17 protein-coding genes are annotated in these 20023 nt (G+C 73.8%); 4 read left to right on the top strand and 13 right to left on the bottom strand.

What is annotated here, in order from left to right:
- The first annotated feature begins 207 nt into the window (after positions 1–207).
- Complete coding sequence (locus tag C1N80_RS15965; RefSeq protein ID WP_137771455.1) at positions 208–2934, top strand: S8 family serine peptidase; 2727 nt, start codon at positions 208–210, stop codon at positions 2932–2934.
- 100 nt (positions 2935–3034) lie between these two features.
- Here C1N80_RS15965 and msrA read toward each other — a convergent pair whose 3' ends face one another.
- The 8 genes from msrA to C1N80_RS14635 form a co-directional block, all read right to left on the bottom strand.
- Complete coding sequence (gene msrA, locus C1N80_RS14670) at positions 3035–3730, bottom strand: peptide-methionine (S)-S-oxide reductase MsrA (protein WP_137771454.1); 696 nt, start codon at positions 3728–3730, stop codon at positions 3035–3037.
- A gap of 111 nt (positions 3731–3841) precedes the next feature.
- A complete protein-coding gene (locus C1N80_RS14665; RefSeq protein WP_137771453.1) occupies positions 3842–4396 on the bottom strand; it encodes a hypothetical protein in 555 nt (184 codons plus the stop codon).
- Complete coding sequence (locus C1N80_RS14660; protein WP_137771452.1) at positions 4396–5730, bottom strand: DUF58 domain-containing protein; 1335 nt, start codon at positions 5728–5730, stop codon at positions 4396–4398. The genes C1N80_RS14665 and C1N80_RS14660 overlap by 1 nt, the downstream gene beginning before the upstream one ends.
- Positions 5727–6785, bottom strand: coding sequence for a MoxR family ATPase (locus tag C1N80_RS14655; protein ID WP_137771788.1), 1059 nt, complete (start codon positions 6783–6785; stop codon positions 5727–5729). Before C1N80_RS14655 ends, C1N80_RS14660 begins: the two co-directional genes overlap by 4 nt.
- Complete coding sequence (locus C1N80_RS14650; protein ID WP_137771451.1) at positions 6782–7252, bottom strand: hypothetical protein; 471 nt, start codon at positions 7250–7252, stop codon at positions 6782–6784. The genes C1N80_RS14655 and C1N80_RS14650 overlap by 4 nt, the downstream gene beginning before the upstream one ends.
- Complete coding sequence (locus tag C1N80_RS14645) at positions 7249–7953, bottom strand: DUF4129 domain-containing protein (protein WP_137771450.1); 705 nt, start codon at positions 7951–7953, stop codon at positions 7249–7251. The genes C1N80_RS14650 and C1N80_RS14645 overlap by 4 nt, the downstream gene beginning before the upstream one ends.
- Positions 7950–9224: a class I SAM-dependent methyltransferase gene (locus C1N80_RS14640; RefSeq protein ID WP_137771449.1), complete on the bottom strand. Its 1275-nt coding sequence runs from the start codon at positions 9222–9224 to the stop codon at positions 7950–7952. The genes C1N80_RS14645 and C1N80_RS14640 overlap by 4 nt, the downstream gene beginning before the upstream one ends.
- 40 nt (positions 9225–9264) lie before the next feature.
- Positions 9265–10251 (bottom strand): NADP-dependent oxidoreductase, encoded by a 987-nt coding sequence (locus tag C1N80_RS14635; RefSeq protein ID WP_137771448.1) that lies wholly within the window; start codon positions 10249–10251, stop codon positions 9265–9267.
- Between the two features lie 108 nt (positions 10252–10359).
- On the opposite strand from C1N80_RS14635, the gene C1N80_RS14630 reads away from it, so the two are divergent.
- Positions 10360–11643 carry a molybdopterin molybdotransferase MoeA gene (locus tag C1N80_RS14630; RefSeq protein WP_137771447.1) on the top strand — a complete coding sequence of 428 codons (1284 nt, stop codon included), beginning with the start codon at positions 10360–10362 and terminating at the stop codon, positions 11641–11643.
- A gap of 37 nt (positions 11644–11680) precedes the next feature.
- Positions 11681–12298: a PH domain-containing protein gene (locus C1N80_RS14625; RefSeq protein WP_168198125.1), complete on the top strand. Its 618-nt coding sequence runs from the start codon at positions 11681–11683 to the stop codon at positions 12296–12298.
- Between the two features lie 176 nt (positions 12299–12474).
- On the opposite strand, the gene C1N80_RS14620 is transcribed toward C1N80_RS14625, so the two are convergent.
- From C1N80_RS14620 to C1N80_RS14605, 4 genes are read right to left on the bottom strand one after another with little or no spacing between them, the layout of a single operon-like run.
- Complete coding sequence (locus tag C1N80_RS14620; protein WP_137771445.1) at positions 12475–14190, bottom strand: ABC transporter family substrate-binding protein; 1716 nt, start codon at positions 14188–14190, stop codon at positions 12475–12477.
- Positions 14191–14222: 32 nt separating this feature from the next.
- Positions 14223–16322, bottom strand: coding sequence for an ABC transporter ATP-binding protein (locus tag C1N80_RS14615; protein ID WP_137771444.1), 2100 nt, complete (start codon positions 16320–16322; stop codon positions 14223–14225).
- Entirely contained in the window at positions 16315–17289 is a 975-nt protein-coding gene (locus C1N80_RS14610) for an ABC transporter permease (protein ID WP_137771787.1), read from the bottom strand. Before C1N80_RS14610 ends, C1N80_RS14615 begins: the two co-directional genes overlap by 8 nt.
- Positions 17290–17298: 9 nt before the next feature.
- The gene (locus tag C1N80_RS14605; RefSeq protein WP_137771443.1) at positions 17299–18288 is read right to left on the bottom strand and encodes an ABC transporter permease; all 990 of its coding nucleotides are present in this window, start codon (positions 18286–18288) and stop codon (positions 17299–17301) included.
- A 341-nt stretch (positions 18289–18629) separates the two neighbouring features.
- Between C1N80_RS14605 and C1N80_RS14600 the strand changes: the two genes are divergently transcribed.
- Positions 18630–19742 carry a ThiF family adenylyltransferase gene (locus tag C1N80_RS14600; RefSeq protein WP_240811155.1) on the top strand — a complete coding sequence of 371 codons (1113 nt, stop codon included), beginning with the start codon at positions 18630–18632 and terminating at the stop codon, positions 19740–19742.
- 19 nt (positions 19743–19761) lie between these two features.
- Here the strand turns inward: C1N80_RS14600 and C1N80_RS14595 are convergent, their stop codons facing one another.
- Positions 19762–20022: a MoaD/ThiS family protein gene (locus C1N80_RS14595; protein ID WP_240811154.1), complete on the bottom strand. Its 261-nt coding sequence runs from the start codon at positions 20020–20022 to the stop codon at positions 19762–19764.
- Position 20023: the final 1 nt, after the last annotated feature.

Below are 20023 nucleotides of genomic sequence, written 5' to 3'. Positions count from 1 at the left end.
GTGACTCCGCAGGTCAGAGCGTGACGTGATCGGAACGTCACCGTGTCGTCCCGGTCACGGCCGAATAACGGTTTGCGTCTCCGGGGCGATTCCGGCCCCGTGACGCGGCGCACATGGTCGAATGCCGCCAGCGGTGCGCCCCGGGAACGGTCCCGGAGGCGCGCGAGCGCGGCGCACCGCCCGTCCCCACCCCGGAGGTCCTCCTCGATGTCCGTCAGATCCACGCCGCCCTCTCCTTCCTCGCCGCCGTCGGCCCCGCGCCGGCACCTCCCGCGGGCCCGCGGGCTCCTCGCCGGGACCGCCGGGGCCGCCCTCGTCGCCGGGCTGCTCACCGCCCCCGCCGCCCTCGCCGCCCCCGCGGACCTCGACCCCCTCGGCTCCGCCTCCGAGCTCGGCGTCGGCGTCCCCGTCCAGGACGACCTCCTCGACGGCGCCGCCGAGGCGATCCCCGGCCGCTGGCTCGTGCAGGTCTCCGGCGACCCCGCCCTCCAGGGCGGCAGCGCGGGCGCCAACCGCACCACCCAGAAGAAGGTCGAGGACTCGGCGGAGGCCGCCGCGGTCCCCTTCACCGTGCAGCGCTCCTTCACGGGCGGCTGGAACGGCATGTCGGTCTCCATGGACGACGCCGACGTCGCCGCCCTCCGCCAGGTCCCCGGCGTCGAGGCCGTCTTCCCGGTGCTCGCCGTCGAGGCCCCGCGGCCCGCCGACGCCGCCCCCGAGGACGAGTACGGCAACGCGATGACCGGGGCGGACACGCTCCAGCAGGTCGACGGCCTCACCGGCGACGGCGTGAAGGTCGCCGTCATCGACTCCGGCATCGACTACAACAACCCCGACCTCGGCGGCGCCGGGACGGACGACGAGACCGCCGACTTCCCCGGCGATCGCGTGATCGGCGGCTACGACTACGTGGGCGACGACTACGACTCCTCCACCGCGGGCAGCACCCCGCAGCCCGATGCGTACCCCGACGACTGCGGCGGCCACGGCACGCACGTCGCCGGCATCATCGGCGCCGACGGCGAGGTCACCGGGGTGGCCCCCGAGGCGGACCTCCTCGCGTACCGGATCTTCGGCTGCGACGGCACGAGCGACACCGACGTGATCCTCGCGGCGATGGAGCAGGCTCGGGCCGACGGCGCCGACGTGGTCAACATGTCCCTCGGCGCCTCGTTCATGACCTGGCAGGACTACCCGACGGCGCAGCTCGCCGACTCCCTCGTCGCCTCCGGCACGACCGTCGTGATCTCCGCCGGCAACTCCGGCACCTCCGGCACCTTCTCGAGCGGCGCCCCGGGCGTGGCCTCCGACGCGATCACCGTCGCCTCCGTGGACAGCACCCACCGCCGCTCGCCCTTCGCGACCGCCGCCGGTGCCGACCGCGGCTACGCGGCCGCCGAGGGCGCCGTCGCCCCGCCCACCTCCGGTGAGCTCACGCTCGTCGCGGCGGGCGAGGCCGGCACCGACGCCGCGCTCGCCTGCGACCCCGCCGCCGTCCCCGCGGCGACGGGCGAGGGCCAGGCGCTGCTCGTCTCGCGCGGCACCTGCAGCTTCCGCGAGAAGGCGCTCGCCGGCGAGTCCGCCGGCTACGACGCCGTGATCCTCCACAACAACGCCCCCGGCTCCCTCTCGCCGACGGTCGAGGGCGACCCCGCCCTCACGATCCCCGTGGTCATGGCCTCGCAGGCGGACGGCCTCGCCCTCCAGGAGGCACTCGCCGCCGGCCCGGTCACCTGGGCCTGGCAGGAGGGCACCACGGTGCTCGAGAACGAGACCGCTGGCCTCGTCTCCGACTTCTCCTCCTACGGCCTGACCGCGGAGCTGGAGCTCAAGCCCGACATCGCCGCCCCCGGCGGCTCCATCTGGTCCACGCTCCCGCTCGAGGAGGGCGGACACGGCTCCATGTCCGGCACCTCGATGGCCGCTCCGCACGTCGCGGGCGCCGCCGCGCTGCTGCTCGAGAAGTCCCCGGAGCTCACCCCGGCGCAGGTCAAGTCCGCGATGATGAACACCGCCGACCCGCTGACCTGGTCCCTCGTCCCGGACCAGGGCTACCTCGAGCCCGTCCACCGCCAGGGCGCGGGCCTGCTCGACCTCGTCTCCGCCGCGCATACGACGACCAGTGTCGCGGAGCCGTCGATCTCCCTCGGTGAGGGCGAGGACGGCCCCCGCACCGTGACCATCACGGTCGCGAACGCCGCCGACGAGGACCGCACCTACGACGTCGGCGTCCGCCACGGCGTCGCCACCGGCGCCCCGACCTCGGACCCGGAGTTCTACGCCGCCGAGGGGATCGCGGAGCCCTCCGCGAGCACCGTCACCGTCCCCGCCCACGGCAGCGCCGACGTCGAGGTGACCCTCGGCGAGGACTTCGGCGAGGACGGCATCATCTACGGCGGCTGGGTGACGCTGACCGGCACCGACGAGGACCTCGTGGTCCCCTTCGCGGGTCTCTCCGGCGACTACCAGGCGCTCACCGTGCTCGACGACGCCGGCGCCGGCCTGCCTGCGCTCGGCGTCTCCGACGGCGAGGGCAGCGTGAACCTCGATCCCGACGGCGGCCACACGTACACGATGCAGGACGGCGATGTCCCCTACCTCGCGTACTCCCTCGCCTACCCGGCGGAGCGCTTCGAGGTCCGTGCCTACGAGGTGAAGAAGAACGGGAAGCTGAAGATCGTGAACCCGTCCGTCGGCCACGTCGCCGCGGAGGACCACCTCGGTCGCACCGCGTCCCCCGAGGTCTGGGCCTGGGACGGCAGCTACGCGCTGAAGAACGAGAAGTCCAAGTCGGTCAAGAACGGCGACTACCTGCTCGAGCTGCGGGTGCTCAAGCCGCTCGGCGACGCCTCGGACCCCTCGGACTGGGAGACCTACACGTCCCCCCGGTTCACCATCGCGAACCCGACGCCCGGCAAGCCCGGGGCGCACTGACGCGCTGAGCGCGCACCGATGACGATCGGGCGGCGATCCCCTCGGGGTCGCCGCCCGTCGTGCATCCGGCACGGATCCGGGTCGGGCCCGCGCCGCGGGCTCAGCCGATCGAGCAGGCCACGCCGTTGAACCCGTGGTTGCAGTACCCGCCGGGGTTCTTCGCGAGGTACTGCTGGTGCTCGGGCTCCGCCGTGTAGTAGCGGCCGTCGCCGGCCTCCGCGAGCGGGGCGAGCTCTGTCGTGATCGCGCCACGGCCCGCCGCGTCCAGATCGCGCTGGTAGCGCTCGGCGCTGTCCCGCACCACGCGGCCCTGGGCCTCGGAGGTCCAGTAGACGGCGCTGCGGTACTCGGTGCCCACGTCGTTGCCCTGACGGTTCGCCGTCGTCGGGTCGTGCTGCTCCCAGAAGGCGGTGAGCAGGGCGCGGAGGGTCTCCTCGCCGCCCGTGTAGACCACCCGCACGGCCTCGGCGTGACCCGTCCGTGCGGAGAACACCTCCTCGTAGGTGGGATGCGCGGTGAAGCCGCCCGCATAGCCGGCGGAGGTCGTGTGGACGCCCGGCACCTCCCAGGCGATGCGCTCCACGCCCCAGAAGCAGCCGCCCGCGAGGACGATCTCCTCGGAGCCCGCCGGCCAGGGGGCCGGGTCCGTCGGCGCGTCGGGGCCGAGCATGTCCGTGCCGAGCACCGCGTGCTCGCGCACCAGGGGATAGGCGTAGCCGGGACGCCCCGGGAGGGCCTCCTCGCGCGAGATCATCTGCTTCTTGTGCCCGTACAGGAGGTCCATCATCTGCCACATGCCGACCACGCTAGACCTCCCGCGCACGGCGGTGGAAGCGGAGGTCGCGCACGGAACACGGGGATCCGCCCAGGGCGTACCGGGAGGGCCGTGGGGCCGACGGGACCCGCCTCAGCGCTCCCGGCGGGGGAGCACCACGACCGTGAGTGCGGCGAGCGCGAGCACCGCGGGGACCAGCATCCAGGGGCCGAGGTCCACCCGGGAGACGAGCAGCACGAGGAGGGCCCCCGCCGCGGAGGCCACGAGGACCACCAGGTGCGCACGCCCCGTGAGCGCCCACGCGGCGCGGGTGAGGCGGCTGTGCAGCGGGATCGTCGCCGCGAGCGCCCACGCGCAGTGCGCCGCGAGCAGGCACAGCGCCACGAGCACGGCCCGGCCCACGGTCAGCTCCGCCTGCGGCACCAGCGCGAGCACCACGGCGGCGGGGGCGAGCAGTCCGAGGTCGGAGTCCGGGGCGAGGGTCGAGGCGATCAGCCCCGCGATCGCGGCGAGGGACAGCAGCGCCGGGCCGAGCCCCGAGAACAGGCCACCGGGCATCGTGAGCAGCAGCGCGGCCACCGTCGCGGCGAGGCCGAGCAGGCGCAGCCCCGCCTGCTCGGGGCTCACCGTGCGCAGCAGGAGCAGTCCCCGGGCGAGCGGGTCGACGAACCGCTGGATCCACCGCATCAGGACCGCCTCCGTCGCGGCGCGGTGCGGGCGGCGGTGAGCGAGAGCAGCACGGGAGCGAGCGAGCTCGGCCCCTCCCAGGGCGTGACCGACACCCCGGACTCCCGCAGCTCGCGCACGGTCTCCTCCCGCTGCAGGCGCCGCAGCGCCCAGGCCTCCGCCCAGAAGCGCTCGCTCGCGCGGCCGTCCACGGCGAGCGGCCGGCCCTGGAGCACCGAGGTGTCGCCCACGCTCGCGGGCAGGGTGTCCACGACGACGACGTCCGCCCCGTGCGCGACGAGCACCCCGATCTGCTCGATCGCGGGCACGGCGAGCAGCGGGGAGCAGACCACCACGAGCGTGCCCGGCCGCACCGAGCGCAGGCGCCGCGCGGGCTTCGGGGCACCCGTGTCACGGGCGGCGCGCGAGAGGGCGTCGGTGAGCACGCGCAGCTGCCGCGGCCCGGTCCCCGGGCGCACGGGGCCCAGCAGATGGCCCACGTCGAACACGCCCACCCGGTCTCCGGCGCTCAGGTAGTGGCGGGCCACGGCGGCCGTGGCCCGCACGGTCACGTCGAGGCTGCTGGGCGCGTCCGGTCCCGCCCAGGGCGCGGGCAGGACGTCCGCGATCGTGTCCGTCACGATGAGCACGTCCGTGTCCTGCTCGGTGAAGGTCGCATTAGTGTGCAGGGTGCCGGTGCGGCTCGTGACCCGCCAGTTCACGCGATGCAGGCGGTCGCCCGGGCGGAAGGCCCGCACCTCCGCGAGGGCCGTGCCGTCCCCGCGCCGGCGGGAGAGGTGCACCCCGCTCACGCCGATCGGTGTGGGCACCTCGACGGGAGCCTCGAGCACCGAGGCGTCCGGCAGCACCTGCACGCGCACGGGGGCGACCTCGACCTGCGCGCGCGAGGCGCCGAGGGGATCGGAGGCGAGGACGTGCAGCGGGCCCACCGCGATCCGGCCCCAGCGCCGGGCGCGCACCGCGATCCGCACCGCGCCGTCCCCCGCGAGGGAGCCGTGCGGCGGCGTGAGATCGCTGTGGCGGGTGAGCGGCACGGTCACCGCGGTGAGCACCCCCGGCCCCGTGCGCACGTCCACCGCGACGCTCGAGCCCTCCTCGACGATCCGCCGCGACGCCGCGACCCGTGCGGAGGGCACGCCCTCGGGGTCGCGGCGGAGCAACGCGACGAACGCCCACACGAGCAGCGGCACGACGACGAGGAGCACGAGCGGGCGCCCCACGAGCACCGCGAGCAGCGCCCCGCCGCCGCCCACGGCCCCGGCGCGCACGAGCGCGGCCGACGGCCGGTCGCGCAGGCGCCGGGTCGTCGACGGGGGAGCGGGGGAGGAGGTCATCCGGCGCCGCCGGCCTGCTCGCCGACGGGGCCGGGCGTCGCCGAGGGCTGCTCCGCGGCGGGGACGGGGACCTGCTCGAGCACCGCGGAGACCACGCCCGCACCGGTCGCGTTCTGCAGCCACAGCTCGGGCTTGACGGTCACGCGGTGGTCGAGCGCCGGGTGGGCGAGGGCCTTGACGTCCTCGGGGACCACGTAGTCGCGGCCGCGGATCACCGCGAGCGCCCGCGCGCACGTGATGAGCGCGAGGGTGCCGCGGGGCGAGGCGCCCACGAGGGCGTGCGCGTGCTCGCGGGTGCGGCCCACCAGCTCGACCGCGTACCGGCCCACGGCGTCGGCCACGTGCACCGTCTCCACGGCGGCCTGCACGGCGAGCAGGCCCTCGCCGTCGAGCACCTGGGGGACGGACTGCTCCTCCTGGCGCCGCACGAGGCGACGGGAGACGACGTCCCACTCCTCCTCGGGCGTCGGGTAGCCGAAGGAGAGCCGCAGCAGGAAGCGGTCCAGCTGGGCCTCGGGGAGCGGGTACGTGCCCTCGTGCTCGACGGGGTTCGCGGTCGCGAGCACGTGGAAGGGGCGGGGCAGCGGGCGGGTCGTCCCCTCGACCGAGACCTGCCGCTCCTGCATCGCCTCGAGCAGCGCGGACTGGGTCTTCGGCGGGGTCCGGTTGATCTCGTCGGCGAGCAGGAGGCCCGTGAAGACGGGACCGGGCCGGAACACGAACTCCCCCGTGCGCTGGTCGAACACCTCGGCGCCGGTGAGATCGGCGGGCAGCAGGTCCGGTGTGAACTGGGCGCGCGTGAAGGGCAGCCCGAGCGCCTGCGCGAAGGAGCGCGCGGCGAGGGTCTTGCCGAGCCCCGGGAGGTCCTCGAGCAGCACGTGACCGCCCGCGAGGACCCCGGCGAGCACGAGCTCGAGGGCGGTGCGCTTGCCCACGACCGCGCCCTCGACGGCATCGAGCACACGGGCCGCCGCGCGGCTCGCGGCGGGTACGTCCGACGGCGGGGGCGTCCTCGCTCCGGCCGTGGGGGCGGGGTGCTGCGGGGTGTGGGTCATGGGAGCCTCTCCTCGTCGGCGGCGGCGAGCTGTCTCAGGTGGCGGTGCAGGGCGGCCCGGTCCACGGGCACGGCCTCGGGGCCGTCGGGCCCGCTGCGGCGCGGCAGGTCCAGGTGCACGCCGCGCGCCGCGGCGAGGCCCTCGAGCTCCCGCACGAGCGCGCCGGTCGTCATCCGGCGGCGCGGGCCGGCGCCGTGGATCGTCTCCTCGAGCCGCCGCACCCGCTGGTCCTGCGCATGGGGCAGGGCGTAGTCGACGTCGAGGTCCAGCGGCGGGGAGTGCAGCTGGTCGGCATGGTCCACGCCGACATGCACCCACCAGGCGATCGCCCCGGCCGCGAGGCCGAGCGCGAGCGGCAGCGGGAGCGCGAGCTGCAGGTCGAACAGGGAGCACACGAGCACGACGACGAGCGCGGTCGCGGCGCCGATCAGCAGCCGCACCGCGAGACCCGTGCCGCGCCCGTTCACGGCGCCTCCTGCAGCTGCGACTCGAGCCGCTCGAGCAGCAGCAGGGCGCGGTCGCGGTCCGCCTCGACGAGCGGGTGCGGGTCGAACAGGGCGCGCCGGTACAGTCCGGCGAGCTCGTCGAGGGCGGCGGCGTCGAGCGCGAGCGCGCCGAGCACCGCCACGACGTACTCGAGGGTCGTCTGCGAGGGAGCACGGCTCACCCCGGCCCGGCCGATCGCCCGCTCGAGGGCGAGCCAGGCGGCGATCACCGCGTCGTGCGCGGAGACGACGGTGGAGAGCGAGCGGCGGGCCTCGGCGAGCGCGTCCCGGGCCTGCTCCGTCGTGAAGCCCTCCTCGTCCTCCACCTCGCCGGCGCCGCGCAGCCGCTCCGGGGCGAGGCGCCACATGCGATAGGCGACGAGGGCCACGAGGGCCGCGGCGATCACGCCGAGCACCACGAGGATCCGCACGAAGGACTCCCGGGACATCGGGTCCATCGGCGGGGGGATCGTGGGCTGGTCCTCCGTCGCCCATTCGGGCTCCTCATAGGCCTGGCCCTCGGCCGGCGGCGGGGGAGCGGTGCGCTTCTGCCCGTCGAACAGGGCGATCGTGCCGCGATCCGCCCCGGCGCCCAGGGCGAGCATCGCCAGGGCGAGCACGCCGAGCAGGACCAGCAGCGGCGCGAGCGCGCGGCGGCGTGGGGCCCTGCCCGGGGCGGTCATGCCCTCGTGCTCCCGTGCGGTGACGCGACGATCACCGACTGCTCCCCGGCGATCCGGGTGAGCACGAGCGTCGCGGCCTCGTCGCCGAAGCGGCGGGGACGCAGCCTGCGGCGCAGCTCCTCGGGCTCGACGGCGGTGCCCCGCTTCTTGATCTCGAGCACCCCGATCCGGTGCTCCCGCAGGTAGCCCGTGAGGGCCTTGATCGAGAAGGGCATGACGTCGCGGACGGCGTAGCCGCGGGCGAGGGGCGAGTCGACGCGGCGGTCCGCGGTGAGATAGGCGATCGTCGGGTCGAGGGTGCGCGCCCCGAGCCGCTCGGCGAGGGCGCCGAGCAGACCGGCGCGGATGACGGCGCCGTCGGGCTCGTAGAGGTGGTCGCCGAGCGCACCGGGCACCGGGTCGCCGGGGGCGTCCGCGCGCAGGTCCAGCCGGTGCGCCCCCTCACGGCCGATGACCAGGGCGGAGGACCGGACCCCCTCGCGCGCGAGGGGGCCGCACCACAGCACCGCCTCGAGCACGCTCCCGTGCAGGGACAGCCACTGGACCTCGACCTCCTCGGGCAGCGCGGAGCGGTCCACGGCCGGGCCGAGCTTCGCGCCGAGCGCGCCGAGCGTCCCGGGCGCGGCACCGCCGCGCTCCCCGAGCCGGCGGGCGAGGTCGAGCACGAAGGACAGCGGCGGCTCGTACTCCTCGGGGTCGTGGAGCCGGCGGGCGCCGCGCGCCGAACCGCGCGCGGGAGCGCGGCGGGCGGGATCCAGCCAGATGCCGTCGGTCAGCGCGGGGTCGTGGTCCTCCGCGCTGCCCAGGTGCACGGCCGCGGAGGGGAAGGGGCGCAGGTTGACGGTCGCGACGGCCACCGTGAGCGGGTCCCGGTCCACGGCGCGCACGTCGAGGCCGAGGCCCGCGAGGGCCATCGCGTCCCCGCCGATCCCGCAGCCCAGATCCGCCACGGCGGAGACCCCGGCGCGCTGGAAGCGCTCCGCGTGCAGGGCCGCGACCGGCAGGCGGGTCGCCTGCTCGAGGCCGTGCTCGGTGAACAGCATGGAGCGCGCGAACTCGCCGAACTTCTCCTCGCCGCGGGCGCGCAGGCGTGACTGGGTGAGGGCGGCGGAGACGAGCTCCGGGGAGTGACCCGCCTCGCGCAGGGAGCTCGAGCGGGAGAGCACGTCCTGCTCCCGGTAGGGCGGGAGGGAGTTCAGCAGCGCCCAGCCCTGGGGGTGCAGCAGGGGCTCGATCGCCCGCGCGGCGTCGTCGGCAGGGGCGGAGGGCATACCCGACACCCTACCGGCGGCGACGCGCCGGCGCGGCCGTTCAGGCGTGCGCGTCCAGCACGAGCTTCCCGCGCGTGTGACCCTCCGCGAGCAGGCGGTGCGCGCGGGCGATCTCGCCGAGCGGCAGCACGGTGGAGGCCTCGAGCGGGTAGGCGCCCGAGCGCAGGCCCTGCACGAGGTGGTCGAGGCGGTCGCGGCCGGGCACGAGCTGCGGCACGTGCACCTCGATGCCGCGCTCGGTCGCGGGGGAGGTGTCCGCGAGGGTGGGGAGGGTGACGATCCGCCCGCCCGGGGCGAGATGGTCCAGGCTCGGCACGAAGGTGGTGAAGTAGTGCGTGTCCAGCACGACGTCCACGCCGCGGCCGCCCGTCGCCTCGTCGATCTCGGCGCGCCAGTCGGCGTCGTCGTACGCGATCGGGGTCGCGCCCAGCTCGCGGATCCGCTCCGCGTTCGCCGCGCGGCCCGTGGCCCACACCTGGGCGGCGCCTGCCTCGAGGGCCATGGGGATCAGCAGCTGTCCGACGCCGCCCGCGCCCCCGTGCACGAGCACCGTCTCGCCCTCGGCGATCCGGGCGCTGTCGCGCACCACGGCGATCGCCGTGAGGCCCACGAGGGCGAGGCCCGCCCAGCGCGGGAGCTCCTCGGCGGTGACCTCGTCCGGGATCGGGGCGAGATCGTCCGCCGCGATCGCGATGACCTCCGCCGCCGTGCCGCGCTGGTCCGCGCCGGCGCGCATGCCGAACACCCGGGTGCCGGGGGCGACGCCACGCGCCTCGAGCTCCGCCTCGTCGAGGTCGGGACCGGCGGAGAGCACCACGCCCGCCATCTCGCGGCCCGTCCCCGCGGGGAGCACGAGATCCTTCGAACGACCGGAGGAGCCGTCGCGGATCTTGTAGTCCAGAGGGTTCAGGCCCACGTAGGCGACCTCCACGAGCACCTCGCCCGGGCCCGCCACGGGCTGCGGGGCGTCGGTGTGGAGCGTCAGGACCTCGGGGCCGCCGAAGCTGTCGAAACGGATCTCACGCATGGCTCCATGATGCACCGGGAGACGGGGAGGTGGCAGGGTGCACCATGGGAACGGACCGTGATGGGACGATGCCACCGAGCACGGAGCCGCAGGCCGAGGAGGAGCAGCATGGGTGAGCACCGCGGCGATCCGTGGCAGTGGCGCGACGAGATCGTGCAGGCGCACGGCGCCGGGCGTCACGACACGTCGCACCACAGCGATCGCGGCCCGTCGGCCGGCCCGCTGCCGCGCACCTCCCTCGTCCCGCTCGCGGAGGTGGCCGGCCGGGTGCTCGCCGCGCCCCTGACCAGCCCCGAGGCGCTCCCCGCCCAGGACCTCTCCGCGATGGACGGCTTCGCCGTGCGCCGCGCCGAGCTCACCGCCCCCGGCGCGACCGTGCTCCCCGTCGTCGCGGACCTCCCCGCCCGGCCCGGTCACCCCGCACCGCTGCCGCCCGGCACCGCCGCCCGCATCATGACGGGCGCCCCGCTGCCGCCCGGGGCGGACGCCGTCGTCCCCGTCGAGGACACCGACGCGGATCCCGCCGGCCCCGTCCCCGCCGCCGTGCGGATCACCCTCGCCTCGCCCCTGCCCCCGCGCAAGCACGTGCGCGGTCCCGGGGAGGAGGTCACCCGCGGCGAGGAGCTCGCCCCCGCCGGGACCCGGGTGGGCGCCGCCCTCATCGGGCTCGCCGCCGCCCTCGGCGTGACCGACCTCGAGGTGCACGCGCCGCCGCGGGTGGGCATCGTCGTCACCGGGGACGAGCTCACGGGCGCCGGCCCGGCCGTCCCCGGGACCGTCCGCGAGTCCGACGGGACGATGCTCGCCGCCGCGCTCGTGACCCACGGGGCGATCCCGCGGGTGCTCCGCGGCCCCGACGACCCCGCCCGGCTCCGCGCGGTGCTCGCGGACGCCGCCCGGGACGCGGACCTCGTCGTGACGACCGGCGGGATCGGCCACGGCGCCTACGACGTGGTGAAGTCGCTGCTGGGCCCGGGCGGTGACGGCACCTCCCGCTTCGCGCACCTCGCCCTGAGGCCCGGCGGGCCGCAGGGGCACGGGACCCTGCCACCTGCCGACGGGGCCGACCACGGCACGCCCGTCGTGCACCTGCCCGGCACCCCCGTCGGCGCGCTCGTGGGCTACCACCTCTTCGTGCGGCCGCTGCTGCCGGGGCCCGCCTCCGCGCCGCGCCGCGTGCTCGTGGGGGAGGGCTCCTTCGCGGTGCGCCGCCCGGGGCTCACCGTCGTCGCCGGGAGGCTGCGCCGCGGGGCCGACGGGGGCGAGAGCGTGGACACGCTCCCCGGACGGCGGCTCGCCCCCTACGGCCGGGCGGACGCGCTCGTGCTGCTCGACGGGTCGCTCCCTGCCACGGCGGCTCCGGGGGAGAGCGTGCTCGTCCTCGATCTCTGAGCAGGTCATGGGCGGGCGGTTCCACTACCGTGGGTCCATGCCCGCCGCGCCCGATCCCGCCGCACCGCTGATTCTGCGCCCCCGCAGCGCGGAGGTGATCACGATCGTCGTGGCCGTCGCCGCGGCGCTGCTCGCCCTCGATGCGGTGCTGCGCGCCGGGCTCACCGGTGCGCTGCTGCTGCCCGGGCTGCTGCTGCTCCTCGCCGTCGTCTGGGCGCTCCTGTGGGCGCCGAGGGTGGTGCTGCACCGCGAGAGCCTCGAGATCCGCAACGTGTGGCGCACCCACATGCTGCCCTTCACCGCGATCCGCGAGGTGCGCCTCGGCGCCATGCTCCGCGTCGACGCGATCACGGCCGACGGCACCGAGCAGACCCTCACCGCCTGGAACGCCCCCGGCCTGCGCCGCGACAACCCGCTGCGCCGCCGCGAGGCCGCGGCCGACGGCGGCCCCCGCGTGCGCATGGGACCCGAGGAGCGCCTGCGCAAGGACCAGCGCGACTCGCGCAGCGCGATCGTCGTGGACCGCGTCGAGGCCTGGCAGGAGCACCACGAGGCGGAGGTCGGCACCGGCCGCGCCCGCACCCGCTGGAACGTGCCCGTCATCGCCGTGCTCGCAGTGACGCTCCTGCTCGTCGTGCTCCGCGCGGTGCTCTGAGCGCACAGCGAAGGGCCCGGCCACCGCAGGTGCGGTGACCGGGCCCTCGTTCGCGGTACGACGCTCAGGCTCTGCTTCTCCTGCCTGATCTCCTACCGCTCGTTCCTCGCAGTACGTCGATCAGGCTCTGCTTCTCCTGCCTGATCTCCTACCGCTCGTTCCTCGCAGTACGTCGATCAGGCCTTGATACCCACCTGGGTCCAGTCGGTGTTCTCGAACTGGGACGCGCCGGTGTTCACGACGCCCTTCTTCACGCCCACGATGTTCGGCGTCGCGTAGAAGGGAATGAGCACGAAGGACTCGGCGATGACCTTCGAGATCTCGTTGGCGACCTTGTGGCGCTCGTCGAGGTCGAAAGCGGCCTTGATCTGCTTGTCCAGATCGCCCAGGCGGTCGTCCGCGAAGTTCGTGTAGTTCTGCTGGGAGTCCAGCGGGTACACGAGGTTCACGGAGGAGGACTCCGGGAACTGCGAGCCCACCCACGAGAAGGTCACCATGTCGAAGGTCTTCGGGTTGATGTAGTCGTCGAAGTACGCGTCGGAGGGGACCGTCTGCAGCTCGACGTTCAGACCCACCGCGTTGAGGTTGGTCTGCACCTGGCGGGCGCGGTCGGAGTTCGACTTGGTGTCCGCCGGGATGATGATCGAGAGGTCGAAGGTCTTGCCGTCCTTCTTCCGCTTGTCGCCGTCGAGCGCCCAGCCGGCCTCGTCGAGCAGCTTGCCCGCGGCCTCGGCGTCGTACTTCAGACCCCCGAAGGAGTCCTCGTAGCCGTCCTGGCCGGGCATGTACACGAAGTTGTCGACCAGCTGGATCGGGGCCTCGAGCGGGCCCACCACGGCGCGGCCGATCGCGTCGCGGTCGATCGCGCGGGCGATCGCCTCGCGGACCTTGACGTCCTCGAGCTTGCCGTCGGCGCCCTTGACGTTCATGGTCAGGTGCGTCCAGGTGAGGCCGTTCGTGGACTGGATCTCCGCATCGGAGCGGGTCTTCGCCTGGGAGAGCACGTCACCGTTCGCGATGTCGAGGAGGTCGATCTCGCCGTTCGCGAAGGACTGCGGCTGCGTGGTCTGGTCCACCACCGAGAAGGTGATCGTCTCGAGCTTGGGGGCGCGGCCCCACCACTTGTCGTTGCGCTTGATGTTCACGACGCCGCCGGTGGTGTCCACGGAGTCCACGGTGAAGGGGCCCTTGGAGGGGGTCGGGGTCGAGACGTAGGACTCGTTCCACGCCTTCGCGGACTCCGAGACCTTCTTCGGGACGTCCGGGTGCACCACGGTGATCCAGTCGATGAAGGGCTCGGAGAAGACGATCTCACCGGTGTACTCGTCATCGGTCTGGGTGATCGACGTGATCTGGTCCCAGCCCACCGTGGAGCCGATCTGGTAGTCCTCGTTCTCGCCCGAGTTCGCCTTCCACTGCGAGATGAGGTCCTCGACCACGATCGGGGAGCCGTCGTCCCACACGCCCTTGGGGTTGTAGGAGAAGGTGACCGTCTGCGGGTCCTCGCTCGTGAGCTCGGCCTTCGCGATGTAGTCCGGGTTCAGGGTCTTCTCGCCGGACTCGGAGTAGGTGATCTCCGCGCCGGCGCCGAGCGGGCCGCGGATGTCGCTGAGGTCGGCGAGGAGGCCGTCGGCGTGGTTGTAGTTCCAGTTGTTGGGCAGCTGGGACACGGCGAGCTTCAGCGAGCCGCCGTCCGGCACCTGGTCGTAGTCTAGACGCTCCCAGGCGGTGCTGGGTAGCGCGGCCGCCTCCTCCGCGGCGGAGGAGTTCTCCTCGGCGGCCTTCGAGGCCTGCTCCTCGGCGGACTGCTGGCCGCAGGCGGCGAGCGCGGCGGCGCTGCCGACGACGCCGGTGCCGGCGAGGAACAGACGGCGGGTGCTCGTGATCTTCATGGTGTTTCTCTCTTCCTGGGTGGGATGCTGCGTCAGGCGCTGGTCACGGACGACTGGGAGGCGGCGTCGACGGTGTCGAGCCGGGAGATGGAGTCCACGTGGTGGCAGGCCACCCGTGAACCCCCGTGGAGCACGGGGACCGGGTCCTCGCCGCGGCACCGCTGCTGCTTGCCCTCGGGGAGGAGCGAGATCAGCGGGCACCGGGAGGCGAAGTTGCAGCCGGCGATGTCCTCCGCCGGGCTGGGCTGGTCGCCGGCGAGGATGATCCGGCGGCGCGTGCGCTCGACCTCGGGATCCGGGACCGGCACCGCGCTCATGAGCGCCCGCGTGTACGGGTGGCGCGGCGAGGCGTAGACCTCCGCGACCGGGCCGTACTCGACGATGCGCCCCAGGTACATGACGGCGATCGTGTCCGCGATCTCGCGGACGATCGCCAGGTCGTGGGCGACGAACAGGTAGGACAGGCCCAGCTTGTCCCGCAGGTCCTCGAGCAGGTTGACGACGCCCGCCTGCACCGACACGTCCAGCGCGGAGACCGGCTCGTCGAGCACGAGCACCTTGGGCTCGGTGATGAGCGCGCGGGCGATGCCGATGCGCTGGCGCTGGCCGCCGGAGAACTCGTGCGGGTAGCGGTCCGCCATCTCGGGGTCCAGGCCCACGAGCTCGAGCATCTCGGCGACCTTGCGCTGGCGCTCGGCGCGCGGGACCTTGTGGACCGTCAGCGGCTCGGCGACGATGTCGCCCACCGGGAGCCGAGGGTCCACCGCGGCCATCGGGTCCTGGAAGACGATCTGCACGTCCTTGCGCATCGCGAGGCGGTCCGCCTTGCTGAGCTTCGAGACGTCGTGACCGGCGACGTGGAGGCTGCCCGCCTGCGGCGCGGTGAGCTCCATGAGCTCGAGGCTCGTCGTCGACTTCCCGGAGCCGGACTCGCCGACGAGGCCGAGGGTCTGGCCGGGCAGGACCTCGAAGTCCACGCCGTCCACGGCCTTGACCGTGCCCACGGCGCGCCGGAACACGGCGCCCTTGTACAGCGGGAAGTGCTTGACCAGGCCCTTCGCGGAGACCACCGGCTCGGTGACGCGGTCCTCGAGCACCTCGCGCTCGTGGAACGGGGGCCGGGGGAAGATGTCCACCGCCCGCAGCGTGCCCGCGGCGATCTCGTCCGCGCGATGGCAGGCGACCTGGCGGCCGGTGCCGTCGGTGACGAGCAGCTCGGGCTCCGCCTCGCGGCAGCGATCCTGCGCGGCGGGGCAGCGGGCCGCGAACGGGCAGCCCTGGGGGAGCTTCGCGAGGTTCGGCGGGCGCCCCTCGAGGGGCACGAGCCGGCTGCTGCCGGCGGTGAGCATGTTCGGCACCGAGCGCAGCAGGCCCATCGTGTACGGCATGCGGGGGGCGGAGAAGATCTCGTCCACGGGGCCCGTCTCGACGAGCTTGCCCGCGTACATGACGGCGACCCGGTCCACGTTGCCGGCGACCACGCCGAGGTCGTGCGTGATGAGCACGACCGAGGCGCCCGTGACCTCCTTGGCCTTCTGGAGGACCTCGAGGATCTGCGCCTGGATCGTCACGTCCAGGGCGGTCGTGGGCTCGTCGGCGATGATCAGCGAGGGATCGTTCGCCATGGCGATCGCGATCATCGCGCGCTGGCGCATGCCGCCGGAGAACTCGTGGGGGAACGCCTTCACCCGGCGCTCCGCGGCGGGGATGCCGACGATCTTCAGCAGCTCCACGGCCCGCTTGTGGGCGAGGTCCCCGCTGATCCCCCTGTTGTGCAGGGTCAGGGCCTCCTCGATCTGCTGGCCCACCGTGTAGACGGGGGTGAGCGCGGAGAGGGGGTCCTGGAAGATCATCGCCATCTCGCGGCCGCGCAGCCGGGAGAGCTGCTTGTCGCCCATCCCCAGCAGCGACTGCCCCCGGAAAGTGATGTCCCCGGTGATCCGTGCGGAGGAGGGCAGCAGGCCCATGACGGCGAGCGAGGAGACGGACTTGCCGGAGCCGGACTCGCCGACGATGCCGAGGAACTCGCCCTCGGCTACCGAGTAGTCGACGCCGCGCACCGCGCGGACGTCGCCGCTCGCGTTCGGGAAGGAGACGGTCAGGTCCTTGACCTCGAGAAGGGGCTCAGGCACGGTTCACCTCACTGGTGGGATCGATCGCGTCGCGCAGTCCGTCGCCGATCAGGGCGACGGCCGTGAGGAGCGTGACGAGGAAGCCGGCGGGGATCAGGAACAGCCACGGCCGGGAGACGGCGGCGCTCGTGCCGTCCTGAAGGAGCGTCCCGAGGGAGACGTCCGGCGCCTGGATGCCCAGGCCGAAGTAGGACAGCGAGGTCTCCGCGAGGATCGCGGAGGCGACGCCGAGGGTGGCGTCGATGATCAGCAGCGAGGCGACGTTGGGGATGATGTGGCGGCGCAGGATGGTCAGCGTGCCGACCCCCATGTAGCGGGCCGCCTTGACGTACTCCCTCTCCTTGAGGGACTTCGTCTGGTTCTTGACGATCTGGGCCATGATCATCCAGCCGAACAGGCCGATCGCGACGACCAGGATCACCCAGCTCATCGAGGACAGCAGCGGCGAGATGATCATGAGGACGTAGAACACCGGCAGCACGAGCAGCAGGTTGATGACCCAGTTGGTCGCCGTCTCCACGAAGCCGCCGAGGTAGCCGGCGAGGGAGCCGATGAAGGCGGCGAGCACGGTCGCGAGAGGCGCGGCGAGGAAGCCGATCAGCAGGGACTTGCGCAGCGCCTCCGTCATCGAGGCGTAGAGGTCCACGCCGATCGCGTCGGTGCCGAAGAAGTGCTGCCCACTGGGCTTCGCGTTGAAGCTGTACGGGTCCTGCTCACCCAGCTCGTAGATGTTCAGCAGGTCGCCGAACAGGGCGAAGAGGATGATCAGCGCGAGGATGACGGCGCCGATCCAGAAGTTCGGCTTGCGCCGCAGGCGGCGCCAGACGAGGCGGCCGCGGGAGACGGGACGGTAGGCCTTCTGGGCCGCGGAGCCGGCGCCCACGCCGGCCTCCTCCGCGAGGGAGGCGGTGGGCTCGAGATCCGTGGGGAGGTCGACGGCCTGGTCGGTGGGAGGGGTCGGAGTCATCGACATGGGTCAGACCCTCACTCTCGGGTCGAGCGCCGCGTAGAGGACTTCGGAGAGCGTGGAGCTGATCAGCAGCAGGATCGCGGTGAAGCAGACGGTGCCCGCGAGGGCGTTCACGTCGGACTGCTGGACCGCCATGATCCCGTACTGGCCCATGCCGGCCCACGAGAAGATGATCTCGAGGAAGGCGGAGCCGGAGACGAGCGTGCCGAAGTTGTACGCGAAGTAGGTGGACATGGGGATGAGGGCCACGCGCACGCCGTGCTTGACGAGGGCGTGGGTGCGGGTCGCACCCTTGGCGCGGGCCGTGCGGATGAAGTCGCTGCCGAGCACGTCGAGCATGACCGCGCGCTGGTAGCGCGAGTAGCCGGCGGCGCCGAACAGCGCGAGCGCGATGGTGGGCAGCAGCAGGTGCACGCCCTTGTCCATGAGCTGCGGCCAGAAGCCCGTGATGCCGGGGGTGTAGGCGCCCGTGAAGCGGATCAGCTGGTGACCGGTGGCGTTGTTGAAGTTCGTCGCGAGGATCTGCAGGATCACGCCGCCCACGAAGGTGGGGGTCGAGATGAGGATGAACGACGTGTAGGAGACGATCTGGTCCGAGGCCTTGTACTGGCGCACCGCGCCCCAGACGCCGAAGAACACCCCGAGGAACGCCGCGATGATCGCGCCCACGAGCAGCAGCCGCAGGCTCACGCCGGCCCGGGAGAAGATCTCGGCGATGACCGCGTTGTTGCCGAGGTCGTGCCCGAGCTTGTCCGGCAGCGGGTTCGTGACGATGCGCTCGATCCACCACCAGGTCCGCAGGAGGACCGGGTCCTTGTCGTTGATGCCGTACCCGGTGAGGATGCTGTCGATAGAGTCCTCGGGGATCGGGGGGTTGCGCCCCAGGTACCGGCGCCGAGGATAGAAGAACGTGGACGCGGCGATGTAGACGAACACCGTCGCGAGCGCCGTGAGGATGGCGTAGTTGACGAAGCGTCGCAGGATGTAGCTGGTCACGCAGCGGCTCCTCGTCGTGCACGGGCTCCACCGATGGTGCGGTCGACGTCACTGGACCCGATCGCGGGGCGATCGGCGAGCCGTCCCGACGGGGGCGGTGAGTAGGGGTGGAGCACGAGAGGGTCCTCACGGATCGGAAGGTGGTTCCCGCTCCGGCGCGGGACCTGTCAGTAAGTTGTGGAGACTGTATGCCGAGTCACAGGGTGTTCAGTGCCAGATCGAGAGGCCATGGCCGAATCGTTATCGAGGGTCACGGAAGCGGAGGTGAGAGCGACGTGCCTCACATGGTGGACGGTAATGGCGGAGCGAGGGCGGACGTGCAGGGCAAAAGTGCTGGACTGGTGTCGGAACAGGGTGCGCTGGGGCCCCGCTACGCCCGGCAGCGCCGGCTGCCCGAGCTCGGCGACGCGGGCCAGGAGCGTCTCGCGACCTCCCGGGTGCTCGTGATCGGCGCGGGCGGCCTGGGCGCGCCGCTGCTGTCCTATCTCGCCGCCGCCGGCATCGGCTCGCTGACGGTCGTGGACCCCGATCGGGTCGACCTCACGAACCTCCACCGCCAGGTGCTGTTCTCCGCGGCGGACGTCGGCCGGGCGAAGGCGGAGGTCGCCGCGGAGCGGCTGACCCTCCAGAACCCCGAGGTCGAGGTGCGGGCCGTCGTGGACGCGGTGACGCCTGCGACCGCGCTCGACCTCCTCTCCGGGCACGACCTCGTCCTCGACGGCAGCGACAACTTCCCCACCCGCTACCTCGCCTCCGACGCGTGCGAGATCCTCCGCCTCCCGCTCGTGTGGGGCTCGATCCTCGCCTTCTCCGGGCAGGTGGCCGTGTTCCGTGCGGACACCGGCGGACCCACCTACCGCGACCTCCACCCCGTGCCCCCGCGACCCGGCGAGGTGCCGTCCTGCGCGGAGGCCGGGGTGCTCGGCATGCTGTGCGGGGTCATCGGCTCGACCATGGCGCTCGAGGCCGTCAAGGTGCTCACCGGGATGGGGGAGCCGCTCCAGGGCCGGCTCGCGCTGTACGACGCGCTGCGGGCGCGGTGGGACGAGCTGCCGCTCGCCCGCGACCCCTCCCGCGCCCCCGTGACCGCCCTCGAGGACCTGCGGGTGACCTGCGCGCTCCCCGGTCCGTCGGGGCCCGCGGGATCCGCGGCGGCGCCCGAGGTGCTGCCCGTGGAGCTCCCGGCCCTGCTCGCCGCCGGCGTGCGCGTCATCGACCTGCGCGAGAGCTCGGAGATCGCCGAGCGCGGCGCCGTCGCGGGCGCGGAGCACGTGCCGCTCGCGGAGCTGCTCGCGCTCACGGGGGAGGCGCGGGCCGCGCTCGAGGGAGCGGTGCTGCTGTGCGCGGGCGGCACCCGCTCCGGCAGCGCCCAGCGGGTGCTCGCCGAGCACGGCGTGGGCGTGCGCTCCCTGCGCGGCGGGGCCGAGGCCCTGCGCGCCTTCCGCGCGCGCTGACGCGGCCGCAGCGGCGAGATCAGCCGCCCGCGAAGGGCGGGAGCACGTCGATCCGGTCGCCGTCGGCCAGCGTCCTCCCGGGATCGGTGCAGGCCACGGCGTTCACGAGCAGGCTCGAACGGCCCACCACGGTGCGGGCCTCCGCGGAGGCACCCTCGAGCAGGTCCGCGATCGCCGCCTCCACGGTCGCCCCGTGCACGGTGGCGTCGTCGGCCCCGTAGGCCGCCGCCGCCCCGGCGAACAGCCGCACCCGGACCTCCGGGCTCCCTGCTGCGCTCATG

The organism is Brachybacterium sp. SGAir0954 (assembly GCF_005490785.1).
GTDB lineage: Bacteria > Actinomycetota > Actinomycetes > Actinomycetales > Dermabacteraceae > Brachybacterium > Brachybacterium rhamnosum.
The sequence above is the reverse complement of the archived record's forward strand: the minus strand, read 5'-3'. Positions and strand labels throughout refer to the sequence as shown.

Excerpts from the sequence above, each read along its gene's own strand:
- C1N80_RS14630 (WP_137771447.1), top strand. The coding sequence starts at position 10,360 with ATGGGTGAGCACCGCGGCGATCCGTGGCAGTGGCGCGACGAGATCGTG.
- C1N80_RS14635 (WP_137771448.1), bottom strand. The coding sequence starts at position 10,251 with ATGCGTGAGATCCGTTTCGACAGCTTCGGCGGCCCCGAGGTCCTGACG.
- C1N80_RS15965 (WP_137771455.1), top strand. The coding sequence starts at position 208 with ATGTCCGTCAGATCCACGCCGCCCTCTCCTTCCTCGCCGCCGTCGGCC.
- C1N80_RS14640 (WP_137771449.1), bottom strand. The coding sequence starts at position 9,224 with ATGCCCTCCGCCCCTGCCGACGACGCCGCGCGGGCGATCGAGCCCCTG.
- C1N80_RS14610 (WP_137771787.1), bottom strand. The coding sequence starts at position 17,289 with ATGACTCCGACCCCTCCCACCGACCAGGCCGTCGACCTCCCCACGGAT.
- C1N80_RS14620 (WP_137771445.1), bottom strand. The coding sequence starts at position 14,190 with ATGAAGATCACGAGCACCCGCCGTCTGTTCCTCGCCGGCACCGGCGTC.
- C1N80_RS14660 (WP_137771452.1), bottom strand. The coding sequence starts at position 5,730 with ATGACCTCCTCCCCCGCTCCCCCGTCGACGACCCGGCGCCTGCGCGAC.
- C1N80_RS14655 (WP_137771788.1), bottom strand. The coding sequence starts at position 6,785 with ATGACCCACACCCCGCAGCACCCCGCCCCCACGGCCGGAGCGAGGACG.
- msrA (WP_137771454.1), bottom strand. The coding sequence starts at position 3,730 with ATGTGGCAGATGATGGACCTCCTGTACGGGCACAAGAAGCAGATGATC.
- C1N80_RS14625 (WP_168198125.1), top strand. The coding sequence starts at position 11,681 with ATGCCCGCCGCGCCCGATCCCGCCGCACCGCTGATTCTGCGCCCCCGC.
- C1N80_RS14645 (WP_137771450.1), bottom strand. The coding sequence starts at position 7,953 with ATGACCGCCCCGGGCAGGGCCCCACGCCGCCGCGCGCTCGCGCCGCTG.
- C1N80_RS14665 (WP_137771453.1), bottom strand. The coding sequence starts at position 4,396 with ATGCGGTGGATCCAGCGGTTCGTCGACCCGCTCGCCCGGGGACTGCTC.
- C1N80_RS14595 (WP_240811154.1), bottom strand. The coding sequence starts at position 20,022 with ATGAGCGCAGCAGGGAGCCCGGAGGTCCGGGTGCGGCTGTTCGCCGGG.